General features: G+C 41.6%; 18 protein-coding genes and 1 pseudogene. 13 read left to right on the forward strand and 6 right to left on the reverse strand.

The window, feature by feature from the left end; all coding sequences use genetic code 11:
- The first annotated feature begins 265 nt into the window (after positions 1–265).
- Positions 266–1,459, forward strand: a complete 1,194-nt coding sequence (locus tag ACM0OZ_RS10900) for a sensor histidine kinase (RefSeq protein WP_414582851.1) — start codon at positions 266–268, stop codon at positions 1,457–1,459.
- A gap of 51 nt (positions 1,460–1,510) precedes the next feature.
- Here the strand turns inward: ACM0OZ_RS10900 and rnc are convergent, their stop codons facing one another.
- A complete protein-coding gene (rnc, locus tag ACM0OZ_RS10905; RefSeq protein WP_414582938.1) occupies positions 1,511–2,200 on the reverse strand; it encodes a ribonuclease III in 690 nt (229 codons plus the stop codon).
- A gap of 165 nt (positions 2,201–2,365) precedes the next feature.
- Positions 2,366–2,680: pseudogene (locus ACM0OZ_RS10910) on the reverse strand (Swt1 family HEPN domain-containing protein); the annotation flags it as partial.
- A gap of 620 nt (positions 2,681–3,300) precedes the next feature.
- Here ACM0OZ_RS10910 and ACM0OZ_RS10915 point away from each other — a divergent pair.
- Positions 3,301–3,882 (forward strand): nuclear transport factor 2 family protein, encoded by a 582-nt coding sequence (locus ACM0OZ_RS10915; protein WP_414582852.1) that lies wholly within the window; start codon positions 3,301–3,303, stop codon positions 3,880–3,882.
- 482 nt (positions 3,883–4,364) lie between these two features.
- On the opposite strand, the gene ACM0OZ_RS10920 is transcribed toward ACM0OZ_RS10915, so the two are convergent.
- From ACM0OZ_RS10920 to pheT, 3 genes are all read right to left on the reverse strand, one after another.
- The gene (locus tag ACM0OZ_RS10920) at positions 4,365–4,769 is read right to left on the reverse strand and encodes a hypothetical protein (protein ID WP_414582853.1); all 405 of its coding nucleotides are present in this window, start codon (positions 4,767–4,769) and stop codon (positions 4,365–4,367) included.
- 134 nt (positions 4,770–4,903) lie between these two features.
- Positions 4,904–5,173, reverse strand: coding sequence for a YciI family protein (locus ACM0OZ_RS10925; RefSeq protein ID WP_041032143.1), 270 nt, complete (start codon positions 5,171–5,173; stop codon positions 4,904–4,906).
- A 104-nt stretch (positions 5,174–5,277) separates the two neighbouring features.
- Positions 5,278–7,716 (reverse strand): phenylalanine--tRNA ligase subunit beta, encoded by a 2,439-nt coding sequence (pheT, locus tag ACM0OZ_RS10930; protein ID WP_414582854.1) that lies wholly within the window; start codon positions 7,714–7,716, stop codon positions 5,278–5,280.
- Between the two features lie 288 nt (positions 7,717–8,004).
- Here pheT and ACM0OZ_RS10935 point away from each other — a divergent pair, with 288 nt between their 5' ends.
- Positions 8,005–8,595 carry an HD domain-containing protein gene (locus ACM0OZ_RS10935; RefSeq protein WP_414582855.1) on the forward strand — a complete coding sequence of 197 codons (591 nt, stop codon included), beginning with the start codon at positions 8,005–8,007 and terminating at the stop codon, positions 8,593–8,595.
- A gap of 194 nt (positions 8,596–8,789) precedes the next feature.
- Here the strand turns inward: ACM0OZ_RS10935 and ACM0OZ_RS10940 are convergent, their stop codons facing one another.
- The gene (locus ACM0OZ_RS10940; protein WP_414582856.1) at positions 8,790–10,232 is read right to left on the reverse strand and encodes a response regulator; all 1,443 of its coding nucleotides are present in this window, start codon (positions 10,230–10,232) and stop codon (positions 8,790–8,792) included.
- Between the two features lie 617 nt (positions 10,233–10,849).
- Here ACM0OZ_RS10940 and ACM0OZ_RS10945 point away from each other — a divergent pair.
- The 10 genes from ACM0OZ_RS10945 to ACM0OZ_RS10990 all read left to right on the forward strand — a co-directional run bounded on the left by ACM0OZ_RS10945 (position 10,850) and on the right by ACM0OZ_RS10990 (position 23,431).
- On the forward strand, positions 10,850–11,524 hold the full coding sequence (locus ACM0OZ_RS10945) for a vWA domain-containing protein (protein WP_414582857.1): 675 nt from the start codon (positions 10,850–10,852) through the stop codon (positions 11,522–11,524).
- Between the two features lie 51 nt (positions 11,525–11,575).
- The gene (locus ACM0OZ_RS10950) at positions 11,576–12,355 is read left to right on the forward strand and encodes a PP2C family serine/threonine-protein phosphatase (RefSeq protein ID WP_414582939.1); all 780 of its coding nucleotides are present in this window, start codon (positions 11,576–11,578) and stop codon (positions 12,353–12,355) included.
- Positions 12,356–12,413: 58 nt separating this feature from the next.
- Complete coding sequence (locus ACM0OZ_RS10955) at positions 12,414–14,603, forward strand: tetratricopeptide repeat protein (protein ID WP_414582858.1); 2,190 nt, start codon at positions 12,414–12,416, stop codon at positions 14,601–14,603.
- A 725-nt stretch (positions 14,604–15,328) separates the two neighbouring features.
- The gene (gene rfbF / locus ACM0OZ_RS10960; RefSeq protein ID WP_414582859.1) at positions 15,329–16,102 is read left to right on the forward strand and encodes a glucose-1-phosphate cytidylyltransferase; all 774 of its coding nucleotides are present in this window, start codon (positions 15,329–15,331) and stop codon (positions 16,100–16,102) included.
- Between the two features lie 117 nt (positions 16,103–16,219).
- On the forward strand, positions 16,220–17,437 hold the full coding sequence (gene lhgO / locus ACM0OZ_RS10965) for an L-2-hydroxyglutarate oxidase (RefSeq protein ID WP_414582860.1): 1,218 nt from the start codon (positions 16,220–16,222) through the stop codon (positions 17,435–17,437).
- Positions 17,438–17,949: 512 nt separating this feature from the next.
- Positions 17,950–18,975, forward strand: coding sequence for an NAD-dependent epimerase/dehydratase family protein (locus ACM0OZ_RS10970; protein WP_414582861.1), 1,026 nt, complete (start codon positions 17,950–17,952; stop codon positions 18,973–18,975).
- 468 nt (positions 18,976–19,443) lie between these two features.
- Positions 19,444–20,451 (forward strand): glycosyltransferase family 2 protein, encoded by a 1,008-nt coding sequence (locus ACM0OZ_RS10975; RefSeq protein ID WP_414582940.1) that lies wholly within the window; start codon positions 19,444–19,446, stop codon positions 20,449–20,451.
- A 52-nt stretch (positions 20,452–20,503) separates the two neighbouring features.
- A complete protein-coding gene (locus tag ACM0OZ_RS10980; RefSeq protein ID WP_414582862.1) occupies positions 20,504–21,355 on the forward strand; it encodes a phytanoyl-CoA dioxygenase family protein in 852 nt (283 codons plus the stop codon).
- Positions 21,356–21,487: 132 nt separating this feature from the next.
- Positions 21,488–22,039, forward strand: coding sequence for a dTDP-4-dehydrorhamnose 3,5-epimerase (gene rfbC, locus ACM0OZ_RS10985; protein ID WP_414582863.1), 552 nt, complete (start codon positions 21,488–21,490; stop codon positions 22,037–22,039).
- A gap of 81 nt (positions 22,040–22,120) precedes the next feature.
- Positions 22,121–23,431: an NAD(P)H-dependent oxidoreductase gene (locus ACM0OZ_RS10990; RefSeq protein WP_041032155.1), complete on the forward strand. Its 1,311-nt coding sequence runs from the start codon at positions 22,121–22,123 to the stop codon at positions 23,429–23,431.
- Positions 23,432–23,449: the final 18 nt, after the last annotated feature.

Here is a 23,449-nt window from a genome sequence, read left to right on the forward strand (position 1 = left end):
GGCTGACTTACTCTTATTATTAACGTAAAGGTAACATTGGTACACAGTATCGTCAAGCCACCTTAGGATATACTTTTTTAGGCTCAAAAACAAGTATCTTTCTTGAGCAAAATCATCTATATTAAGATATATAAAGATTGACTAAAAATTATGTATTTTTATATCGGAACATGAAATGCTTTTAAGAAACAAATGTAACACCTCTCTATCATATATAAATAATAAAATATTTTTCTCTGCTCGTATTATTATCCACCCATAAGTGATGAAAGATTTTAGTCAATTGCTGCGCGATAAAACTCAGACCATTTTAGAGCAGTGGGTGGAAGCTGTTCGTCAGGATAAAAAGATTTCCAGTACCAATAATCTATCCCGCACAGCTATTGAAAATCATCTTAGCCATGTCCTCTCGGCGCTGGCGAGTGTGCTTTCTCAATATCAAGAAGATCAAATTCAACCCTTGGTTCAGGCAAGTTTGCATCATGGTACTCTCAGGGCTGAGCAAGGTTTCGATGCAGCAGAAATTGCCCGAGAGTATCGTCTGTTGCGTGATGTCATCTTTGTTACTTTAGAGCCGGACTTAGTGCAAGCATCAGCACTAGAAGTCATGCGAGCTGTGCGTTTGATTGACATGGTGTTGGATGAGGCGATCGCCTGCTGTTTCCAAACCTACACCAAACAGCGATTAACAGAACTAGAGCAGTTGCAAAATCAGTTGAGCCTCAACAACCAGGAACTGACTCGTTTAGTGCGGGCGAATCAAGACAATTTATCGATTCTGGCACACGAACTTAAAAGCCCTTTAACTTCAATTATTGGTTACTCTGATTTGTTTTTGCGGCTCCAACGCCAACAATCCAACGAAAAAGACACCATAACTCATTTAGAACACGTTGAACGTGTGCTACGCTCTGGAAGACTATTACTCCATCTGATTAACGATGCACTGGAGATTTCCCGCTACGATGCAGGGCAGATGAAACTGCAGGCAGAACGAACCAATGTGCATGAATTAATCACAAATGTCTATGAAATGTTGCAGCCTTTAGCTGATAATAAAAATTTACAAATGGGAGTTGATTGCGATCGCGCTCCTCAAGAAGTTGTCACAGACCCGTTACGATTGCAGCAAATTGTCACAAATCTTGTTAGCAATGGGATTCGCTACACAGAGTCGGGAACTGTAAAAATTAAATGTGAAACATTGGGAATTGACAAGTGGACTATTGTCGTTTATGACACTGGAATTGGGATTGAGCCAGAAGACCAAGCCCAGATATTTGAACCCTACTTTCGCATTGCTTCTGGTACTAAGTCGTTCCTTCCCGATAGTACTGGCTTGGGCTTAGCAATAGTTTCACGGCTCGTGAAATTATTGCAAGGTGAAATTAGTTTAGTCTCCGAGATGGGAGTCGGTTCTACTTTCACGGTAATTTTGCCGTTGAAAGTAGAAATCTGAAATTTGGATACATACTCCAAATTTTAAAAAATAAGCAGTAAAAAAGTACCCTTACTCAGATGCTAGCCCTGATTTTTCCAGCCTAGCCAGCGCATCTTCAGCAGCCGCTTTTTCAGCATCTCTTTTACTGCGCCCCTTACCTTCACCGTACTGTTTGTCTCCCACAAATACTTTAGCAATGAATTCTGGAGCGTGAGAAGAACCACCTACTTGAACTGTGACGTATTTGGGGGGTGTTTGGGTGATGTTGCGTTGTACCCATTCCTGAAAACGATTTTTGGAGTCTACATTTGAGCGAAACTCCACAATACTTTCAGGTACAGAATCAAATAGCGGTTCCACAACAGCACGAACTGCTTCGATATCATAATTGTTGTCTAGGTAGTAAGCAGCAATGACTGCTTCAAAGGTGCTGCTCAGCAAATTGGGATTTTGGAAACCTCCTTCTAAAGTTGCTCCTTTACCCAACCGCATCCTGAAGTTTAAACCAACCTCGATTGCAAACTTTGCCAGTTGCTTTTCATCTACAAGTGCAGAACGCCGACGGGTTAATTGATCTTCTCCTTTTTCCGGGTGACGACGATAGAGGTATTCGCCACTTAGAAAAGTCAGTAAAGCATCACCGAGAAACTCTAGGCGCTCGTTGTGTTCTCCTTCTTGGGGGTTTTCGTGGACATAAGAACGATGCGTCAGCGCACGGCGTAAAAGAGAACTATCCTGAAAACTTTGTTGTTTGATGATTTCAGCCAACTTCTCTGTTGCAAACGGGGCTTTTTCAGTTTGGTTGGGAGTGAGGATTGCTAAAACTTCCTGCTTTTGCTGTTGTGCAACATTGACCTCACGTGCAGAGATAGCCTTGAGAAGTCGAGCGATCGTGTCGATCGCGCGATAGGTATCTTCTGTTAAAAAGCGAGATTGATGCGCCCAAGTCTTGCTGGTTTCTATGAGTTCAGCAACTAAAGCACGTTCGATATAACCTAGCTTTTTGCTGAATACCTGATCCCATTGCTTAATTATTAGTGTTAATAAAACAGAAATATTATTACCCAGAATGTCTTCCGACTCTGGCTTGAAGGTTTCGTCATCAGACATATATGAAGTGGCGATTGTTAGCCAGCCCTCACCATAGACTTTTTGCATCTCCCTTTTTACATAAGGGTATAAACCCTGATTTAAAAGAGCTAAACCCCTGCCAATTCGTTCGTGGTTGCTAACAGCCATCGTAGTATTTAAAGTAACATTTTTCTAAGTAATCATTTAAGGCACTTTATTAAGATGCCAGAAATTGGTACTGTCAAAGCTTGAGCACGACAGATTTACTATTTTAACCATTGCTAATTTCATAACAAGCTTAGTTAGGGAAGTTTGGTAGATAAGAAGATTAAACAGGAATTTTCTAAATTTAACTTGACCTATGCTTAACATCCCACCCTATCAGCAGGTTCAAGAACGGGAATCAAGATGTTGTTAGATGGTCAAATTTCCTTTGTCTTACTCTTCCTAACCTATTTTCGCTAGCTCAGACAGAAGCCCGATACCTCAGCCGTAAGGGGAGTGATAGATCCGACCCCCTTTCTCTCCGGGACGCTACAGCCGGAAAAAGTACGCTCGCCTTCGGGTACGCGAACAGGGCGGCGCTTCCTTACAATCGCATTCTTCACGTTCACATGAACCACTAAGTGTAGAAAACCCACAGTCAGAAACAAGACAGAGCGTTGTGTGTGTAAGCTGTATACTAGTGATAATCGTTTTTATTTTAATGTCTAATTTCATAAACTGCTATTTTGTAAAAATAAGTTCTACTAAGTTTTCAAACCAATTTGAATGTTGAGATTATCTCGATGGTTATTATTAGTAATTGTGCTTTTTGTATAATTTTTCATACACCTGCATTTGCAGATATAGCAATCCGCGCAGGATTTATGAAAAATCTTAAGTATTGTAGGGTGGGCAGTGCTTACCGTATTTTCCCGACTACATCCGGGTTTTGCGTTCGCACTGCCCTCCGCAAGCGTGTCGTTCAAAAATCTGCACAGGAGTCCTATAAATTTATGAATCAAGAAGATATTCGTGTGTTGATTGAAAAAGCTAGAGATGCTTGGGTTGCTCAAGATGCTGATGCTCTTGCCCAGTTGTTTACGTTAGATGGTGAACTTATAGTGCCTGGCAAACGTTGGCAGGGGCAAGAGAAAATAAGGGAAGAAGTTACCCAATTTGCTCAGCAATGTTCAAATGTAAAAATCGATATCCAGCGGATTATTATTGAGGGAAGCCAGGCGGTAGTGGAATGGTATTACGAAGATACTGAAAAAGCATCAGGTCACCGCAACAAAGCAGACGATGTTATAGTTGTTGATTTCAAAGAAGGTCGAATTAGCCGTTGGCGTGAATATATTGACACAAAAACACCAGATAGCATCTAGCAGTCTAAAAATAGAACTGACAAAATTCTTACTTTAGTCTGAGATTAAACTCCAACTGTGGAATGACTTGTTAGAAGCTTTCGGTTTGCTAATCTAATAATTGAGAATAAGTAGCACTGGATGGGGGTTGTATCGCTGTGACCCATTGTTGCACATAGAAGGAGAGCGGCGTCACATGTGCGAACAGTGCAAATAGTTGACATTGACGATGTGGAGTTTTTGTCGCTTCCTCCACTTTGTTATCACCAAGGGAAGGCTAAACCCTTCTTCAGAGCGGTCTAAGGTCATAATCGTCAGATGTTCATTGCATAGTAAGTTTCTATAAGATATATAGCGCCTCAGATCAATTTTGAACTGAGGCGATTCAATTGTGAAGTATTGACCCTATAAACAAAATAATCCCTAGCTCTACTAGGGAAGGTGTAAAATAAATCCGCAATTGATGATAATTCGTAACTAAGTTACTCGTCACAAATTACGAATTACCTTTTCTTTCTGATGGTATTGATAACTGCACCTGTTGCTGCACCTTCAGCTGCACTACCAAGCGTATCTCCACCACCGTTGATAATACCATCAGTTACTGCGCCGGCGGCTGCACCTACTCCAACATCTTGAATGATGTTGCGATTTTGTCTTGCTCTACGAGTACCTCTAAGACCATTAGCACCATTAACAGCAGCACCAGCACCAGCACCCTTAATAGCACCCCTTATCACATTACGTCCTCTAATGACGCCTGAGACAGCACCAACACCTGCTCCAATACCTACATCCTCAAGGATCTTATCATCAGCAGAGGCAGGTTGAGCTGGAAACAAGCTCACACCAGCTAAAGAAGCAGCCAAGAGGCTGGGCATAAATGCGCGTTTCAAAATTTTGTTCATAGTTTTACCTTCTCAAGACATTAAACGACTAGAGAAAAGTTGAAGTTGTTCCACTTTTTTTACCTTTTCTCTAGTCTAGACAACAGGAAAGTTTTTGTGGATGAAAACGTTTTCATGATTACCGTACCTTTTATTTAGAATGCCTGAATCCATTCTTTGATAGAGTATTCGGTCCAGATGCCATTTTGCCAGTAGGGATCAGCTTCAACTAACTGCCGCACAGTAGCTTCGTCTTCGGCTTCGTAAATACCAAAAACTTTAGTGACATCTTTGGTAGGACCAATAGTAATCAACACACCGGATTCTTTCTGTTTTGCTAGTCCGTCTAGATGCGCTTGGCGGTAAGGGGCGCGTTTTTCCAGAACGTCTTCGCAGTAAGTTCCCCACAATACGTATTTAGGCATGGTTCTATGCAATTTAAAGTTCAAAATTCAAACAAAAGGAATAAGACATAAGAGAGAAGAAAGAGCAAAAAATTTCTTCATTTTTCTCTCTTCACTCTTGTGTGTTAACTCCTTAGGCTAACACCAAATTTCTCCACTAGGGCTTCGCGGACTTTGTTGTGTACTGGTTCAACTTCGGTATCCGTGAGGGTACGATCGCTCGCTCGATAAATCAAACGGAATGCTAAACTCCGCTGTCCTTGGGGCACGTTCTCACCGCGATATTCATCAAACAATTCCACAGACTCTAGCAAATCTTTGCCCGCTTTGGTAATTGCTTTTTCAATTTCAGCAACTGTCACTTTCACAGGTGCGAAGAAAGCAATATCTCGGTCTGCTGCTGGATAAGTGGAGTAAGGCTTGAATGGCGGTACTAAAATTTCATCTTCGTCGAGAGAATCCAAAAGCACATCTAGATCCAACTGGAACACGTAAACTGAATCTGGTAAGCCTTTTTCTTGCCGCAGTTGGGGATGCAGTTGCCCAAAGATACCAAGTCTGTTACCTCGTATCCATAGGGAAGCGGTACGTCCTGGGTGCAAGCGAGAATCTCTGCGATCGCTTTGGTATTCCACTTGCAAGCCAAGTTGTTGAAAGACACTTTCTAGAATACCTTTGGCTTCAAACCAAGTCATAGGTTGCTCGCGATTGCTTCTTGTCCACTTGCTATTGGAAATATCGCCTCCCATAATCCCAGCAATGGCTTCTGCTTCTTGCAAACCTTCTTCATGCCAGAAAATTCGCCCAATGTCAAAGCCGTTCAGCGAACCATTGCCTTGTTCTAAATTGTATTGAAACGCATCAATCAATCCTGATATCAAATCGGTTCGCAATGCAGAATATTCGACAAACAACGGGTTTGCTAGCACGATTTGTCTGTCTTCCCCTGGTTTTACCAAGGAATAGTGTATTAATTCTGTCAATCCTTCCGCCCGTAGCGATGCTCGTAACTTGCGTATCAGTTCTTGCTCAAGGGGCAAATAACCTGCTTCTGACTTCTCTGGTAGGGTGTCATAAAATTTATCGTAGCCGTAGAGACGGGCAATTTCTTCAATTAAGTCTATTTCCCGTTCTAAGTCGCGGTAACGATACGGAGGTACAGAAACCGTCCAGGTACGATCATCTATGGGAGTCACCTGACATCCTAGTGCTCTCAAGATGCGTTCAACATCTTCGCCTTGGATTTCACCTGTTTGCTCTCCCAAATCGATTGGTCCGAGAATTTGATTGACTCGGTCTAAACGCAGTTCTATCGAATGTGTCCAAGTCGAACGATCAGGACGGGAGTCGGCAATTTCCTGTGTGGCTATAGTTCCAAAAGCCAGTTCGCTGATCAGTGATAAAGCGCGGCGTGTGGCGACTTCCAACTCAGCGCGGTTCACTCCCCGTTCGTATCTCCCAGACGCCTCGCTTCTTAAGCCTACGCTACGGGAAGAACGGCGAATTGCCACAGAATCAAACAGCGCAGCTTCTAATACCAAGTTTTGAGTCCCATCATGCACTTCGGTTTCTTCGCCACCCATGACTCCCGCCAGCGCCACAGGTTTATTATTGGCGGTGATTAACAAATTTTGGGTAGATAGAGTGCGAGTTTGTCCATCGAGGGTTTTGAGAGTTTCCCCAGCATTGGCGAAGCGGACACCGATTGTCAGACTGTCACTACCAGCAACCGATTGTAGGCGATCGCGGTCAAAAGCGTGCAACGGCTGTCCCCATTCCAACAAAACGTAGTTCGTGATATCCACGACATTATTTATCGGTCGCACTCCAGCAGCACGCAGCCGCTGTTGCAGCCACTCAGGTGATGGTGCAATTTTTACTTGGTCAATTACTGTGCCAATGTATGCTGGGCAAGCTTGCGTATCAGAGATTTTTAAAGCTAGAGGAAACGTTTCTAGAGACGTACCATGCGTCTGTTCACCTGGTTCGGGAAGCGTCAGCTTTGCCCCTGTCAGGGCTGCGACTTCCCGCGCTATGCCAACCATACTCAAGGCGTCAGCACGGTTAGCAGTCGCAGTCACGTCTAAAATGACATCATCTAAACCTAAAAGTGGACGGACATCACTACCAACTTGCAGGTTCTCTTGCGTAAAAATATGAATTCCGTCAACATCGCTAGGTAAACCCAGTTCCTTCAGCGAACAAATCATCCCCTGAGACGGAACACCTCGTAGTTTTGCAGGTTTGATTTTTAAATCAATGTTTGGTAGGTAAGTACCTACGGTTGCTACTGGGACATAGAGATCTGCCCGGACATTAGAAGCACCACAGACAATATTTAAAGTTTCACCCGTAGCGATATCGACTTGGCAAACACTCAACTTGTCAGCGTTGGGGTGGGGTTGGCGTTCAAGCACTTTCCCCACAACAACACCGGAAGCCCAAGTGCGACGATCTTCAATATCTTCCACCTCAAACCCAGCTAATGTCAGTGTTTCTGCTAGTTCTTCTGGGCTAAGTTTCAACTCCACTAATTCTTGCAACCATTTCAGTGAGATACGCATGTCAAGTGTTGCCTTGTCTGAAATCTAAGCTAAATAATAATGCACAGACTATTCTAGAACTATTCCACCAAATTCCTCACGTATTGGGACAAGGTCTTCATTTGCAGACACCAAACTTGCGACGGTACTTAAGCAAAAATTCAGAACTATGGGCACCAAGGCAACAGCCACTTCTTTTAGGTACTCAAAATCCAACAATCGTAAAGAGAGGAACTGGTAGTAAACTTATTCTGTGCAAGTAACAGCAAATGCTTGTCCCCTGTAGGTTTTTATAGTTTACTTGAAATCATGCACACAAAAGCTGCTTTACCTATTACTCTTTTAGACGGCAAGCAAACTTTGCCTATTATTGAAGCTTATTTTGAGTTTAATCATCTTAAGCATCTGTATCGTCAAGGTTGGTTAAAGCACGGTATTGAGCCAAAGTATTGTGAAAGTGTAGCCGAACACTCGTTTTGTGTTGCGCTATTAGCTTTATTTTTAGCTGATGAATATCACCTTGAGTTAGACACAACCAAGGTTATTCGTATGGCTTTAATACACGATTTGGGAGAAATATATGCAGGGGATTTTACTCCAAAAGATGCAATTGAAACAAATCAGAAATATCAATTAGAAAAGCAGTCTATTATTCAAGTACTAAGTAAACTTCCCAATGGATTAAAGTGGATTGATTTATGGGAAGAATACGAAAAGGGGCAATCTGCTGAATCACAGTTTGTCCGCCAACTAGACCGATTAGAAATGGCTTTACAAGCAAGTGTATACGAACACCTTGGGCTAGGCAATCTATCAGTCTTTTTTGAAAGTGCCAATCAGGTTTTGTCAGCACAACAACTCAAATCTATATCCAGAGAACTAGAAGACTTAAGGGATTAAACTCTTAACGAGTCAGCACAAGAGTTTGGTCTTAACAAGCGTGTCATTTGGCTATAACTTATTGAAATATAAAAATCGAATTTAAAGTTACAAAATAGAATATTTTTACGCAATAAGATAAGGATAGAAAGCGTTTCCTTACATCCTAATTTCAGTTTTTTTAACGATTGACTATTAACTAATCACTGCAATCATCAAGCCAAATGCATAAACACGATTTTCAGTAAATCTGCACGAGAAAAAGGCTTAGTTAAATATCCAGATGCCCCGACAAGTCTTGCTTTTACTCTGTCAATAAATCCCTTGTTTCCCGTTACCATGATTATGGGAGTTTTTTTGAACATTGAATTATTTCGGACAATACGGCATAATTCATAACCATCTATCCCTTCCATATTCAAATCTAGTAAAATTAGGTCTGGCTTATGCCGAATAATCGACATAACTGCTTTCAGTGGGTCGTTTATTGTCACTACAGAAAAATTTTCATCTTCTAAAAAGCGGCTAATTTCTTTAAGGATGGTGGGGCTATCATCTACAGAAACAACTGTATAGATTTTCCGATGACTTGAATGAGCAGGAGTTTGTGTATCATGTCCCGAGTTTCCATTATTATTATTGTTATTATTATTAAATTGAGATGTTGCTAATTCTTGAACTTGTTCTTTTTGAGGAGAAATCGGCGTTGGTCGCTGATGAGTAACTCTGTTCTCAACAGAAATAGTGGGCTTATCTTTGGAGATGGTGCTACTTGATGCTACTGCAGAATCAACTAGTTTAGTATTAGCTGATTGGGCGACATAAGTAGAAGCTTGTTCTAAATCTGGAAATGTCTTTGGTAATTTATCAAAGGGAGGGTCTGGTTCATGCAATAATATTGTGCCATTTAAAATATGAGGGTATAATATTCTAGCCAGTTGGACTTCGTCTTGATTCATAATCACTGACAGATGCCGCAGACTAAAACCCTTCATCCACTCAGTTAACTGAGGGTCTATTCCTGATAAATTCTTTGGACTGTTTGTGGTTTTAATTAACAAATATGGACGCTGATAAGGAGAAGAAATTTGGGGACCTAATGACTGCCAATTCTGCAACTTTTGTTGGCAGCGTTCCACAATTTTTTCTACATCCAGCTTGCAAATGGTTGGAACTCGATAATGAGAATCTTTTAATGTAAAAGTTCCATGCTTGATTAAAAGATATGGCTCAAGCACTTCTTTGACCAATTCTTGGATCAGCACAGCTGCTTGTGTAGAATGTAGGTATCGTTCACTAACTAACCAGCAAATTGCTTGGTACTCAGGAGGGAGTGGAGGGGGAATTGACTGTTCTCTGGTATGATTTTTATGTTCAACTGACTGACTTTTTGCGTCTGGTTCAAACATCAAACGTAATTGAACACGAACTTCAGGGACGATGTTAGGAACATGATGGCTCAGGCGACGCAAATGACGTTCAAGTCGGTCAAAGGGTTCGACTGAATGGGTTGCATAAGTTATTCTCCCCTGTTCTAAATAGATTGACCAGGAAACGGAGTTGCTAAGGACTTGTAAACAAGTACTCTCAGAACAATTAGATAGGTGTCTCAATAAACTGAGGGGACGTAGTTTGGTGAATGTGCCAAAATTATTCATTTCTTTAGAGATTTACTGGAAAATAAGACCGATTGTTTGAATTTTCTTTCTTATCGGTAAATAAGGTATTTCGTTTACCTCGATATTTCCCTATAAAGAAATATTCTTAGAATATGATATTGTATACATATATTACAAGGTGTAGAGGTAACATTATAGCTAGTATGTTACATTTTCCCGTAACATAGCTAACCAAAGAATTTTTCAAGTTATTTCAATTTTAATTAATTAAGCAAGGTAACGAAGGCGTAGCTATCGTACTGACTTTATGAACTCTAGTTAATTGCTTTTATCTAAAATCCTACCTTTCTACATCGAATCTTTAAAATTTTCTGTCAGCTGAGGTACTAATTTATTGTATTCTATACGTGTTATGTATAAAGTTTGCTTGTATTTCGCAGTAGGCAATGCCGACTCCTAGTTGGTTGAGTTTGACAGGGATATGTCTCTGGTAAGATTTCAGAAATTTGTAAAAAAATTAGCAGCAGAATTTTGTTTAACAAATAGTAAACTATCTAGGATTAAACAACTTACATATAGTTTCGTTGGTGCTATAAACTATATACTTTGAGGAAAAGGAAAGCTTCGCTTTGGACTATAACATAACACGAAAAGTTATGCATGATACATTAAAACTTGACGAAGTAGTGGAGTTTGCGGAAAACCCAGAACCCCGTTGTCCTTGTGTACTTCTCCTAGATACATCTGGCTCAATGCAAGGTATGCCAATAGATTCATTGAATCAGGGGTTGCAGACTTTCAAGGAAGAATTAACGAAAAATTCCTTGGCGGCAAGGAGGGTGGAAGTAGCAATAGTTACTTTTGATAGTCATGTAAATGTAGTACAAGACTTTGTGACTGCTGATCAATTCAGTCCGCCGATACTGACAGCACAAGGACTGACTACGATGGGTGCTGGAATTCATAAAGCTTTGGATCTGCTCCAAGACCGCAAAGCTCAGTATCGCAGCAACGGCATTGCTTACTATCGTCCTTGGGTATTCATGATTACTGATGGTGAGCCGCAAGGCGAGTTTGAAGATGTTGTAGAGCAAGCAGCGCGGCGTTTGCACGCAGATGAAGCGAGTAAGCGTGTGGCATTTTTTACTGTTGGAGTAGACAATGCGAACATGACACGCTTAAGTCAAATAGCTGTACGTACGCCTTTAAGACTCGAAGGGCTCAATTTTGTTGAAATGTTTGTTTGGCTCTCAGCTAGTATGTCAGCTGTTTCTCATTCCAAGGTAGAGGAACAGGTGGCACTACCGCCAATTGGTTGGGGTTCTGTTTAGTAATGATATGGCGCAATGCTCATCCAAAGAGCAGCAACGGAAGACTCTCATATGAACACTTCTAGACAGATACCTCATTGGCGGGTAGTAGCCGCATCGGTCTGTGGTACGAGCCACTTAAAGAACAAGCAGTTGTGTCAGGATGCTCACCACTGGCAGATTTTGCCAGATAATATTTTGGTTGTTGCAGCGGCAGATGGAGCTGGATCTGCAAGCATGGGTAAGCTGGGAGCAATGGTTGCTGTGGAAACAGCGATAGAAAACATATCAATCAAAGAAATCTCAGGGCGAACTTTAGTCGATGATGATGCTGTGCGATCGCTTTTGCTTGAGGCAATAATCGCTGCCAAAAAAGCTGTTGAGGAAGAAGCTGTTGCTTGTGAAAAGCAGCCATTGGATTTAGCAAGTACTTTGATTATTGCAGTCGCGAGCCCAGAAGTTGTAGCAGTGGCACAAATAGGGGATGGTGTGGCGGTAGCGAGAGATGTTCAGGGAAACCTAATTGCACTGACTACGCCTGATAGTGGAGAATATATTAATGAGACAGTTTTTTTGACCTCGCCGACAGCCTTAGATGCTGCTCAACTTAGGGTATGGCGTCAAGCGATAGTCAACGTTGGTGTCCTTACTGATGGACTACAAATGCTTGCGATGAATATGGCTGTGGGTGCGCCTCATAAACCGTTCTTCCTTCCTTTGTTTGACTTTACAGCGAATGCTGATGATAAGACAGTGGCAAAGGAACAGTTGGTGAGGTTTCTGCGTTCGGATCGGATTACCCAACGTACAGATGATGATCTCACATTAATTATTGCTGCTTTAAGCAATTGATTGGAGAATTCGTCTGTGCAAAAGTGTATACATTTATAACGTATCCATAAATTATATCATGCAGGTACTACGTTCTCTTCCCAACCAAAAAATTAATAACATCAACCTCACCGTAAGTTTGGGACGAGGCGGTGAAGCGTGTATATACACAGTGCCAACAGATGCTGGTTTGGTGGCAAAAGTTTATCACAAGCCAACACCTGCCCAAGCTCGCAAATTGCAGGTGATGCTTGCCCACCCGCCGGAAAACCCAACCGCCAGCTTGGGGCATATTTCAATAGCATGGCCGATTGAGTTGTTGCACTCAACGGATGCAAGCACTCAGGTGATAGGGTTTTTAATGCCACGCATTCAGGGAATGCGTCCAATCATCGACTTTTATAATCCTAGAACTCGCCGCCAGCACTGTCCTTTATTCAACTATCAGTACTTAATCCGCACAGCTCGCAATCTAGCTTCGGCTTTTGCGGCGTTGCACGCCAGTGGGTACTGTGTTGGCGATGTGAATGAGTCAAATATCCTTGTCAGTGACACGGCATTGGTGACAATAGTAGACACCGATTCATTCCAGGTACAAGACCCAAAGAGTGGAGTCGTTTATCGGTGTCATGTAGGGAAACCAGAATTTACGCCACCAGAACTTCAAAACAAAACCTTTGCTCAGTGCGATCGCAATTTTACCCACGACCTGTTTGGGTTAGCAGTGCTGATCTTTCAACTGTTGATGGAAGGCACACACCCATTTTCAGGCATTTATCAAGCAGCTGGTGAACCTCCAGCATACGAAGCACGCATTGCAGCAGGACATTTTACCTACAGTCTCAAGCGGCGCGTACCATACATTCCCACACCGATTGCACCTCCTTGGGATATTCTTCCCCTAAGCTTGCAGGAACTGTTTGTACGTTGTTTTGAGGAGAGTCACAACGATCCGCAGCTACGCCCCAGCGCTCAAACTTGGCTCACGGCGCTTGCTGATGCCGAAAATTCCTTAATCACCTGTACTGTCAACCCGCAGCATCGCTATAGCAACCACTTGGACAAATGTCCTTGGTGCGAACGTACTTTGCGATTAGGTGGACGTGATCCATTCCCATCTATAAAAGCAATAGCAAATAGAGAACATTTACAACCGCGAGTACAACCCAAAAGACGCCAAGTTCAAGTTCCTCGCACACCGCAACCAGCCATTCCATTTACCCGCACGAATTCTCGCCCTCCAGTTGTTCCGCAAAATATTTCCTACTATAAACCTCCTAAAAAGCGGAAATTATACCCTATTGTTTTTTGCTTAGTTGGTCTTTTTGGTGCTTTAGGGTATTTGGATTTAATGGTTAAATTTACAAATCGCCCCTTTATTGCCGAAAGTCCTTACGCTCAGCAAAATTTGATTTCTTTGGCAAAAGATAAGATTAACAAGAATAAAAATTTTGCTGATTACTACAAGCAGGGACATGCTTCATACAAAGTCAAAGACTACGAAAAAGCCATTGAAAATTTCAGTCAAGCAATACAAAAAGAGCCAAAACATCCAAAAGCTTATGTCAACCGTGGCAATGCTCACTACAACCTAAAAGAGTACGAAGCAGCACTTGCTGATTACAATCAAGCAATTGGCATCAGTCCTAATGAAGTGAAAGCTTATGTCAATCGCGGTAATGCCCGCTATATGCTTGCCGAATATAGCAGCGATCCAGATAGAGAATATAACTTAGCAATTGCAGACTATAACAATGCCCTGCGTCTCAATGCAAATGAAGTAGAAGCATACATCAGACGGGGTATTGTTCGCTCCCAAATTGCTAAATATAGTGGCGATTCTCAACAGGAATATAAAAAAGCAATTGATGACTTCAACCTGGCACTGAACCTTAATTCTTCAAGGGCAGAAGCATACTTTCAGCGAGGTTTAGTGCGTTATCAAGTTGCTCAATATAGCAGCGATTTTGAGCAAGAATACAAACAAGCAATTCAGGACTTTAACCAAGCATTGAATATCAATTCAAAACTGGCAAAAGTCTATCTAAAACGAGGCATTGTCCGTTACGAACTTGCACAATATGGAGGTGGCAAATCTAGTCAGTACCATAAGCAAGCAGTTGATGATTTACAAACAGCTGCCAAAATATCTCTCGAACAAGAGGATATGGATAATTATCAACAAGCATTAAGCAGCATCTGTGTTGTCGTTGAAAATAAATGTGATACTTTTTTGCAAACCACAAATCTATCGCAACAAAGCAACTAATACCAATTCTCTCTAAAAAAAGCACTTAATACTTACTCTTTGATTCTTAACGTACTTGGCGTTTTGGTGGTTGATTTAATAAATATTAAGTGGTTCTTCATGGAGAATTGGTACAAGTCAGTTTTTCCTAAATATGTAGCGTTATAGCTCATAATTAAGCTTTAAGCGAGAGTAGGCTTGTTACGAATGTGTCTACCACACTCTTTGATAAAACTTTTTAAAAAAACTTGTGCAATTCTGTACTAAAAACAAGTTAATTGCAGAGAAAATTAAGCTGTTCCACCACGAGGCTTAACAGTTTTGCTGTTTATTATCTTTTGTATTTTGAACAATGACAGCGGTTCTCCGTAGGGTGGGCATTGCTCACCAATACCTCAAAAATTGCTCACGTAAGTTTTTATAGGCAATGTCCACCTTACAATTTGTAATCTAATCATTTGAAAAACGCTATATATAGCAGCTTATTTATTGTCATTTTGAAATAGTAAGAGTCGGTTATTTTGTATTTTTTAGAAACTGCCTAAATACTGTTATCTCTAAGTTTCACGTACTTACAAAGCTTATTCATTTTTTCACACTTAAGATAGATTTATTTATCTGATCTTCATACTTAAGTGCGATTTTGCAGTTAGATTATATACTGAGAAAATTGAGAAATCAATTTTTCTCTCTTCAATCCTAAGATAGTTGATTACTCATCTACCTGAAAACCTAGAGATAATCCCATGAAAGCAGTAATTTTGGCTGGAGGGCTTGGTACACGCCTAAGTGAAGAAACTAGCGTTAGACCCAAGCCTATGGTGGAGATTGGCGGTAAGCCAATATTATGGCATATTATGAAGGTTTACTCCACCTACGGCATACATGACTTTATTATATGCTGTGGTTACAAAGGTTACGTCATTAAGGAGTATTTTGCCAACTACTTCTTACATATGTCAGATGTTACCTTTGATATGCGATTTAACCAGATGAATGTGCTTTCGGGTTACGCAGAACCTTGGCGTGTCACCCTAGTAGATACGGGTGATAATACAATGACCGGCGGACGTTTGAAGCGAGTCCGAGAGCATATTGGCAATGAAACTTTTTGCTTCACCTACGGTGATGGTGTAAGCAATATCAATGTTGCAGAACTCATTAATTTTCACAAAGAACAAAAGGGTTTAGCAACAATGACAGCAGTCCAACCACCAGGACGCTTTGGTGCTCTTGTCTTAGGACACGAACAAACAAAAATCACAAGCTTTCGGGAAAAACCAGAAGGGGATGGAGCTTGGATTAATGGTGGTTATTTTGTGCTAGAGCCTGAAGTCATCAATTTAATCGCTGATGATTCCACTGTTTGGGAGCAGACACCATTGGAAAAGCTTGCCGAAATGGAAAAGCTATCTGCTTATAAGCATAATGGCTTCTGGCAGCCGATGGATACTTTACGAGATAAAAATTACCTCGAGGATCTGTGGAAGAATGGTAAGGCTCCTTGGAAATTATGGTGATAAAAAAAGAAGATAAAAAATAATTCTTCGCTTATCGCTCTTGTTTTTTCTTCGTCATTCTTCATTTTTCACTTCTCATTCTTGGCTCTTCACACTTATATTCCCAGTAGATGACTTATGTATGATTTCGCGATAATAGGTGGAGGAATCGTTGGTCTTTCCACCGGGATGGCTTTAGGTAAACGCTATCCCAATGCTCGCATTTTGGTTTTAGAAAAAGAAAGCAATTGGGCTTTTCACCAAACCGGCAACAATAGTGGCGTGATTCATTCTGGCATTTACTATAAGCCGGGAAGTTTCAAAGCTAAATTCTGCCGTGACGGTTGTCTCTCAATGGTGGAATTTTGCCAAGAACATGGAATTGACCATGAAGTTTGTGGCAAAGTGATAGTTGCTACTGATGAAAAAGAGTTGCCTCGCCTAGAAAATCTTTACAAGCGAGGTTTTGAAAATGGCATAGACGTTAAGAGAATTTCTCCTGAGGAAGTCAAAGAAATTGAACCTCATGTCACTTGCGTTGGGGGAATATTCGTTTCTTCCACTGGTATTGTAAACTACAAGCAAGTTTGCCTCAAGTATGCTGAAATCATTAAACAGCAAGGAGGAGAACTGCGCCTCAATACAAAGGTTGAAAAAATAGTTACCAGTGGCAACCATCAGGTATTAGAAACTAACACTGGTACTTTTGAAACTCGCTTTGTGATCAATTGTGCTGGATTGCATAGCGATCGCGTTGCCAAAATGGGTAAAGCCGATCCGAAAGCAAAAATTGTTCCTTTCCGGGGAGAATATTACGAACTCACACCAGAAAAACGCTATCTGGTGAAAGGTTTGATTTACCCAGTTCCCAATCCTGATTTTCCCTTCCTAGGTGTCCACTTTACGCGCATGATTGATAGCAGCGTACACGCTGGACCAAATGCAGTTCTTAGCCTTAAGCGCGAAGGCTACAACAAAACCGACTTTAACTTGCGTGATTTTGCAGAAGTCATGACTTATCCTGGTTTTTGGAAACTCGCAGCCAAACACGCTGACGAAGGAATCCAGGAAATCATTCGTTCCTTTAGTAAAGCAGCCTTCACCAGAAGTTTGCAAAAACTCATTCCTGAAGTCCAACAAGAAGATTTAGTTCCCACCCACGCTGGTGTCCGCGCACAAGCACTGATGAACGATGGTAAACTGGTGGACGACTTTTTGATTGTTCAAGGTCAAAACTCCGTCCATGTTTGCAATGCTCCTTCCCCAGCAGCAACATCTTCCATCGAAATTGGCAAAGCAATTGTCGCCCAAATTCCTGAGCAATCGCATCTCAAAGCTGTAGTCAGTCAACTCTAAATATTGTGTTTGCCTGTGCTTTTTTGCCACATTTTTTTGCAGCATTATTTATTATTTAATTTCATCTAGCACAGGCATTGTTTCATGTGAGAATACCTAAACTTAAGGAGAATAGGTATAACCAACTGCTTCACAGTTGCGGCGTTATTCACTTCACAAATTCTCCCAAAGCCTGGTATGCGGGATTGTCAGAAGAATCTAAACATCCTAAAAAAAAATTTGTTCTTCCAATATCTTGACATGACAAACTGGTCTGGCTGGCGAGATACCATTTGCAGACGGCTTTGGAGAAAATTTATGAAAGTAACATCGTTGACAACCTCAAAACTTTAAAAATGATGTGTTACGGTGCATAACAGATGTACACAAGGTGAGTGGAGGCGATAATTGATGCTGCCATCAATACATCATAACTAGATCGCCCAAACTACCCTAACCAGAGTGACGCACCGTACCTCACTAGGGTAATTCATTTAGAACATGAAATCGAACTTCAATAGGAATTGAAAACAATGAAAATTCTAGTCACTGGTACTGAAGGTTATCTTGGTAGCTTATTACCTCCCTTGTTAATCGAACGGGGACATGAAGTTATCGGAGTAGACACCGGTTTTTATAAAGTGGGTTGGTTGTACAACGGTACTCAGGTCACAGCCAAAACTCTCACTAAAGATATTCGCCATATCACCGTAGAGGATTTAGAAGGTGTTGATGCCATAGTTCACATGGCTGAACTGTCGAATGACCCCACTGGACAGCTCGCACCACACATCACTTACGAAATTAACCATAAAGGTTCAGTTCGTCTTGCCACATTGGCAAAAGAAGCAGGTGTGCGTCGCTTTGTGTATATGTCTTCGTGCAGTGTCTATGGCGTCGCTACCGAAGGTGATGTCACAGAAGAATCTCCGGTTAATCCCCAAACCGCATACGCAGAATGTAAAACTTTAGTAGAGCAAGATGTCAAGCCACTAGCTGATGATGACTTCTCTCCCACTTTCATGCGGAATGCTACTGCCTTTGGTGCTTCCCCCAGAATGCGCTTTGATATTGTTTTAAACAATTTAGCAGGTTTGGCATGGACGACCAAAGAAATCAAGATGATCAGTGACGGTACACCTTGGCGTCCACTCGTCCACGCGCTGGATATTTGCAAAGCAATTGTTTGCACAGTGGAAGCTCCTCGTGATATCGTACACAACCAAATCTTCAACGTAGGAGATACAGCAAATAATTATCGAGTCAAAGAAATTGCCGAAATTGTTGCTGGAGTTTTCCCTGATTGCAAATTGAGCTTTGGCGATCAGGGTGCAGACAATCGCAGTTATCGGGTCTCTTTCGAGAAAATTAACACCGTTCTACCTGGCTTTAAGTGTGATTGGAATGCACAGCGGGGGGCGCAGCAGTTGTATGATTTGTTCTTGCAAATCGATATGACTGAAGAGGTTTTCTTATCTAGAGGCTTCACTCGCTTAAAGCAGCTAGAGTATCTGATTCGTACTCAGCAAATTGACAAAGATTTCTTCTGGAGTAAGTAAAGTGCCATAATGGCTGAAAAGCCATCCGATTGTTTAACGGTGATGTTCATCAAAAAAAGTTTATAGTTCACAGTTTGGGTTCAAAATTTATTAGTTAAATAAGTTCTACGTATAGTAGATAATTTGAATTATTAACTGTGGACTATAAACCCAAGGTGAACATTCCGAACAATCAAACTGTTTTAACCAATGTAGATTTCATCTGCAACCACGGTTTTCGTTTTCAAATTTCTGTAAACAGCGATTCGATTCTATCAGAATTATCTCGTCTACCAAGTGTTTTAAACAGGGGTTAATTATATCATAACTGTGTCTCTACCTAATAAAATTTTTCAATAAAAAATAAGACTGTTTACAAAATAATTTTGCACCCCAAGCAGATATATAATAACCTGCTATATCACCGATAGCAGGTAATCACATATGCAAAATCCAGAGCTACCCAATCACTATTATGTACATTCCACCATGAATAAATTACTCACTATTGCCATTCCTACTTATAATCGTGCCGAACGACTTGATAAGCAATTAGCATGGCTTGCTCAAGCAATCATTGGCTTTGAATCTGATTGTGAAATTTTTGTTTCAGATAATTGTTCAACTGACAAAACTCAAGAGGTCATTAAAAAGTGGCAAACCAATCTCAGTCATATCACATTTAAATCCAGCAGAAATTCTGAAAATATTGGTGTGATGCGGAATATCATTCATTGCTTAAAGTCCGCAACAACCAAATATGTTTGGACAATTGGTGATGATGACCCCATTCAAGATAGAGCAGTTCCTTATGTGATCAGCAAACTCAAACAACATGAGGATTTATCATTATTATTCCTCAATTTTTCTGGTCGTAACCAAATCACAGGTGAACCAGTACACCCACCGACAATAGTGGGTAACCGTTGGTTTGACGTTGATAGTGAAGATGGGAATGGTGACGGGAAAGCTATATTTGAACACTGTTTTGCCAAAAGTGTTGGCGCAGTCATTTTTCTAACTGCTTCGGTATACCGCACTGAGTTGGTACAACGCGGTCTTCAAATCTGGCAAGAAGCTGAAAACAACTGGATATCTTTAGCATATTTAGCTGGTTATTGTGCTGCTAATGGTAGGATAATTGTTACTAAAGATACCTACGTTGAATGTATTGTTGGTGTAAGTTATTGGCAAAAAGATCCAAAATCAGCACTGTTAATGCAATATAAACACCAGTCTGAAGTTGTGATGAAACTAGGGGAGAACGGATACTCTAAGCAATTTTGCCGTAGGATGATTTTGAAGAATTTTAAAGAAGCTAACTTGAAGGTTTTCTTAGGTGCTTTAAGAAGATGGCCTGTGTTCGCCATCCAGACAATTGTTCCCTTTTTGGGTTTAGTAGGTATGTCTGTTTTTGACGCAGTAGCTACTAGAGAATTAAAAATGGCAGAAACAACAAAGGCACCTGCTCAAAATTTAGGAAAATATCCAGGCTAAGCGGCAAATCAATGACCAAGAAAAAACCAAATTTACTAGAAGGTGTTATTCCATGCTTAAAACTATTATAAACAGAATATCTGAACTGAAATCTGAGTTAGGTTATAGATCTGCAGTTTTGAACCATGCAGGAAAATTGCCTGCTCTGGAAGAAGGCGATCGCGTCATTGTCGATGCTCTCAAACGCGATGGAGTTTACGTGACAACTCTGGAGAAGTTGGGGTTAGGTTCTACATCTGATCTTCTCCAAGCATCTCAGACTCAATTATCTAGAATGAAGGATGCAAATAATAGCAACCTAACCCAAAGACTGCCACAAATTTACACAGTGACAGACTTACCAGAATTTTCCTACTGGGGTCGGGAACAAAAGCTGCTTAACATTATCGAAAATTACATCGGTCTTCCTATTGCCTTTCAAGGCGTACATTTACGCAAAGACCTTCCCAACGAAAATCAGTTTGGCACACTGCTATGGCATAAAGACTCAGAAGACCGCCGGATGGTCAAAATAATTATTTATTTGACCGACGTAGAAGAAAAACACGGTCCTTTTGAATATGTTCCGCTATCTTTGACCTCCTTGTCCACCCTAAATTATTACCGGATTTACTACAAGCTTTGGCGCTCAGGCTACATAGGTATCACTGATGAACAGCTTAAGGAAGTCATCCCACAACACAAATGGAAATCATGTCCGGGACCTGCGGGTACGGTCATTTTTACAGACCCAAAAACTGCTTTACACCACGGAACCCTACGGACAGAAGAAAGGCCAGCACTATTTTTTGTTTACACTGCAAACCCACCGAAACGACCAGAGCTTTGCACCCAGTACTGGGATGATACTTTTGCCAAACCAGATTTATCTCAAGAACTTGATTCAGTGAGAGTTCTTAGATAGTGCCGTTGTCCCCCCCCTGAGAATTTTTTCGTGTTGTTTGCGCCTACCCAACAGGTAGGCGCAAACAACACGAAGGTAAATCAGGAATTACCTAGTGCCACTGTGTAGTCATAATTCAAGGAGAGTTTCCCCATGATTTTTACCGAAACCGAACTTAAAGGCGCGTACATCATTGACCTAGAAGAGAAGCACGACCATCGTGGTTTCTTTGCCCGTACCTTCTGCGCTCAAGAATTTGAGGCGCATGGTTTAAAGCCAACGGTTGCCCAATGCAATCTGTCTTTTAACCACAAAAAAGGAACCCTGCGGGGAATGCATTATCAAATTTCGCCAGCAGCAGAAACGAAATTAATTCGCTGTACCCAAGGCGCTATTTATGACGTAATTATTGATATGCGTCCTGAATCTCCTACTTACCTTCAACATGTCGGTGTGGAACTCACCGCAGAAAACCGTCGCGCCTTCTATGTTCCAGAAATGTTCGCTCACGGCTATCAAGCACTTACAGATGGGGCAGAAGTTGTGTATCAGGTTGGTGAGTTTTACACACCAGGATATGAGCGGGGATTGCGCTATAATGACCCATTTTTCAATATTGAATGGCCTGTGGAAGTGACTGAAATTTCCGAAAAAGATCAGAATTGGCCTTTGATGACAATGATGACCGTTGGGGGAAATGTTTAATTCTTAGTGATCAGTGGGCAAACTACTAATAATTAACGACTAACAACTAACAAGCAAATATCAACACAGGAGTTTCACCAGATGATTATTGTAGATCGCGCCTTACAAGCCCGCGCCGAAGCAGGTAACCCCATCAAAGTTGGAATGATTGGTGCTGGCTTTATGGGACGGGGAATTGCCAATCAAATTAAAAATTCCGTGCCTGGTATGGAGTTAGTTGCTATCTCCAACCGAAGTGTTGATGCAGCCAAGCGAGCATATTCGGAAGCAGGAATTGAAGATTACAAAGTCGTTTCTACCGTCGCTGAATTAGAAGACGCGATCGCCCATAATCAGTACGCAGTCACAGAAGATGCAATGTTACTGTGCCGTGCCGAAGGTATCGATGCACTGATTGAAGTCACAGGTGCGGTAGAATTTGGCGCTCATGTCGTGCTTGAGGCGATCGCTCATCACAAGCATGTCATCATGATGAACGCGGAACTCGATGGCACCATCGGTCCCATTCTCAAAGTTTACGCCGACAAAGCAGGAGTCATCCTGACCGCTTGCGATGGCGATCAGCCAGGGGTGCAATTGAACCTTTATCGTTTTGTAAAAAGTATAGGGTTAACTCCGCTGTTGTGTGGTAACATCAAAGGCTTACAAGACCCCTATCGCAATCCCACCACACAGGAAGCATTTGCCAAACGTTGGGGTCAAAAAGCTCATATGGTCACCAGCTTTGCCGATGGCACAAAAATCTCCTTTGAGCAGGCGATCGTTGCCAATGCCACAGGTATGACAGTTGCCAAACGGGGAATGCTGGGATACGACTTTAACGGTCATGTCGATGAAATGACCAAAATGTATGATGTCGAACAACTCAAAGAACTGGGCGGCATCGTTGATTACGTCGTTGGCGCAAAACCAGGTCCAGGGGTATTTGTATTTGGAACTCACGACGACCCCAAGCAACAACACTACCTCAACCTGTACAAGTTAGGTGAAGGACCGCTCTACAGCTTTTATACTCCTTACCACCTCTGTCACTTTGAGGTGCCATTGTCTGTTGCTCGCGCTGTCCTCTTCCAAGATTACGTCTTAAGTCCTTTGGGAGGTCCCTTAGTAGATGTTGTCACCACTGCCAAAATCGACTTAAAAGCTGGAGAAACCCTAGATGGCATCGGCTATTACATGACTTACGGTCAATGCGAAAAGTCCAACATTGTCCAAGAGCAAAACCTCTTGCCGATTGGTTTAGCGGAAGGATGTCGCCTCAAGCGAGATATTCCAAAAGACCAAGTTCTCACCTATGACGACGTAGAACTGCCTGAAGGTAGACTGTGCGACAAACTGCGATCTGAGCAAAATGCCTATTTCGCTCAATCCAAAACTTTGGCAGCAGTTTAGGTAACTAGGTTAACCGAA

Source organism: Scytonema sp. PCC 10023 (assembly GCF_963920835.1).
In the GTDB taxonomy this organism is placed as follows: domain Bacteria; phylum Cyanobacteriota; class Cyanobacteriia; order Cyanobacteriales; family Nostocaceae; genus Kalymmatonema.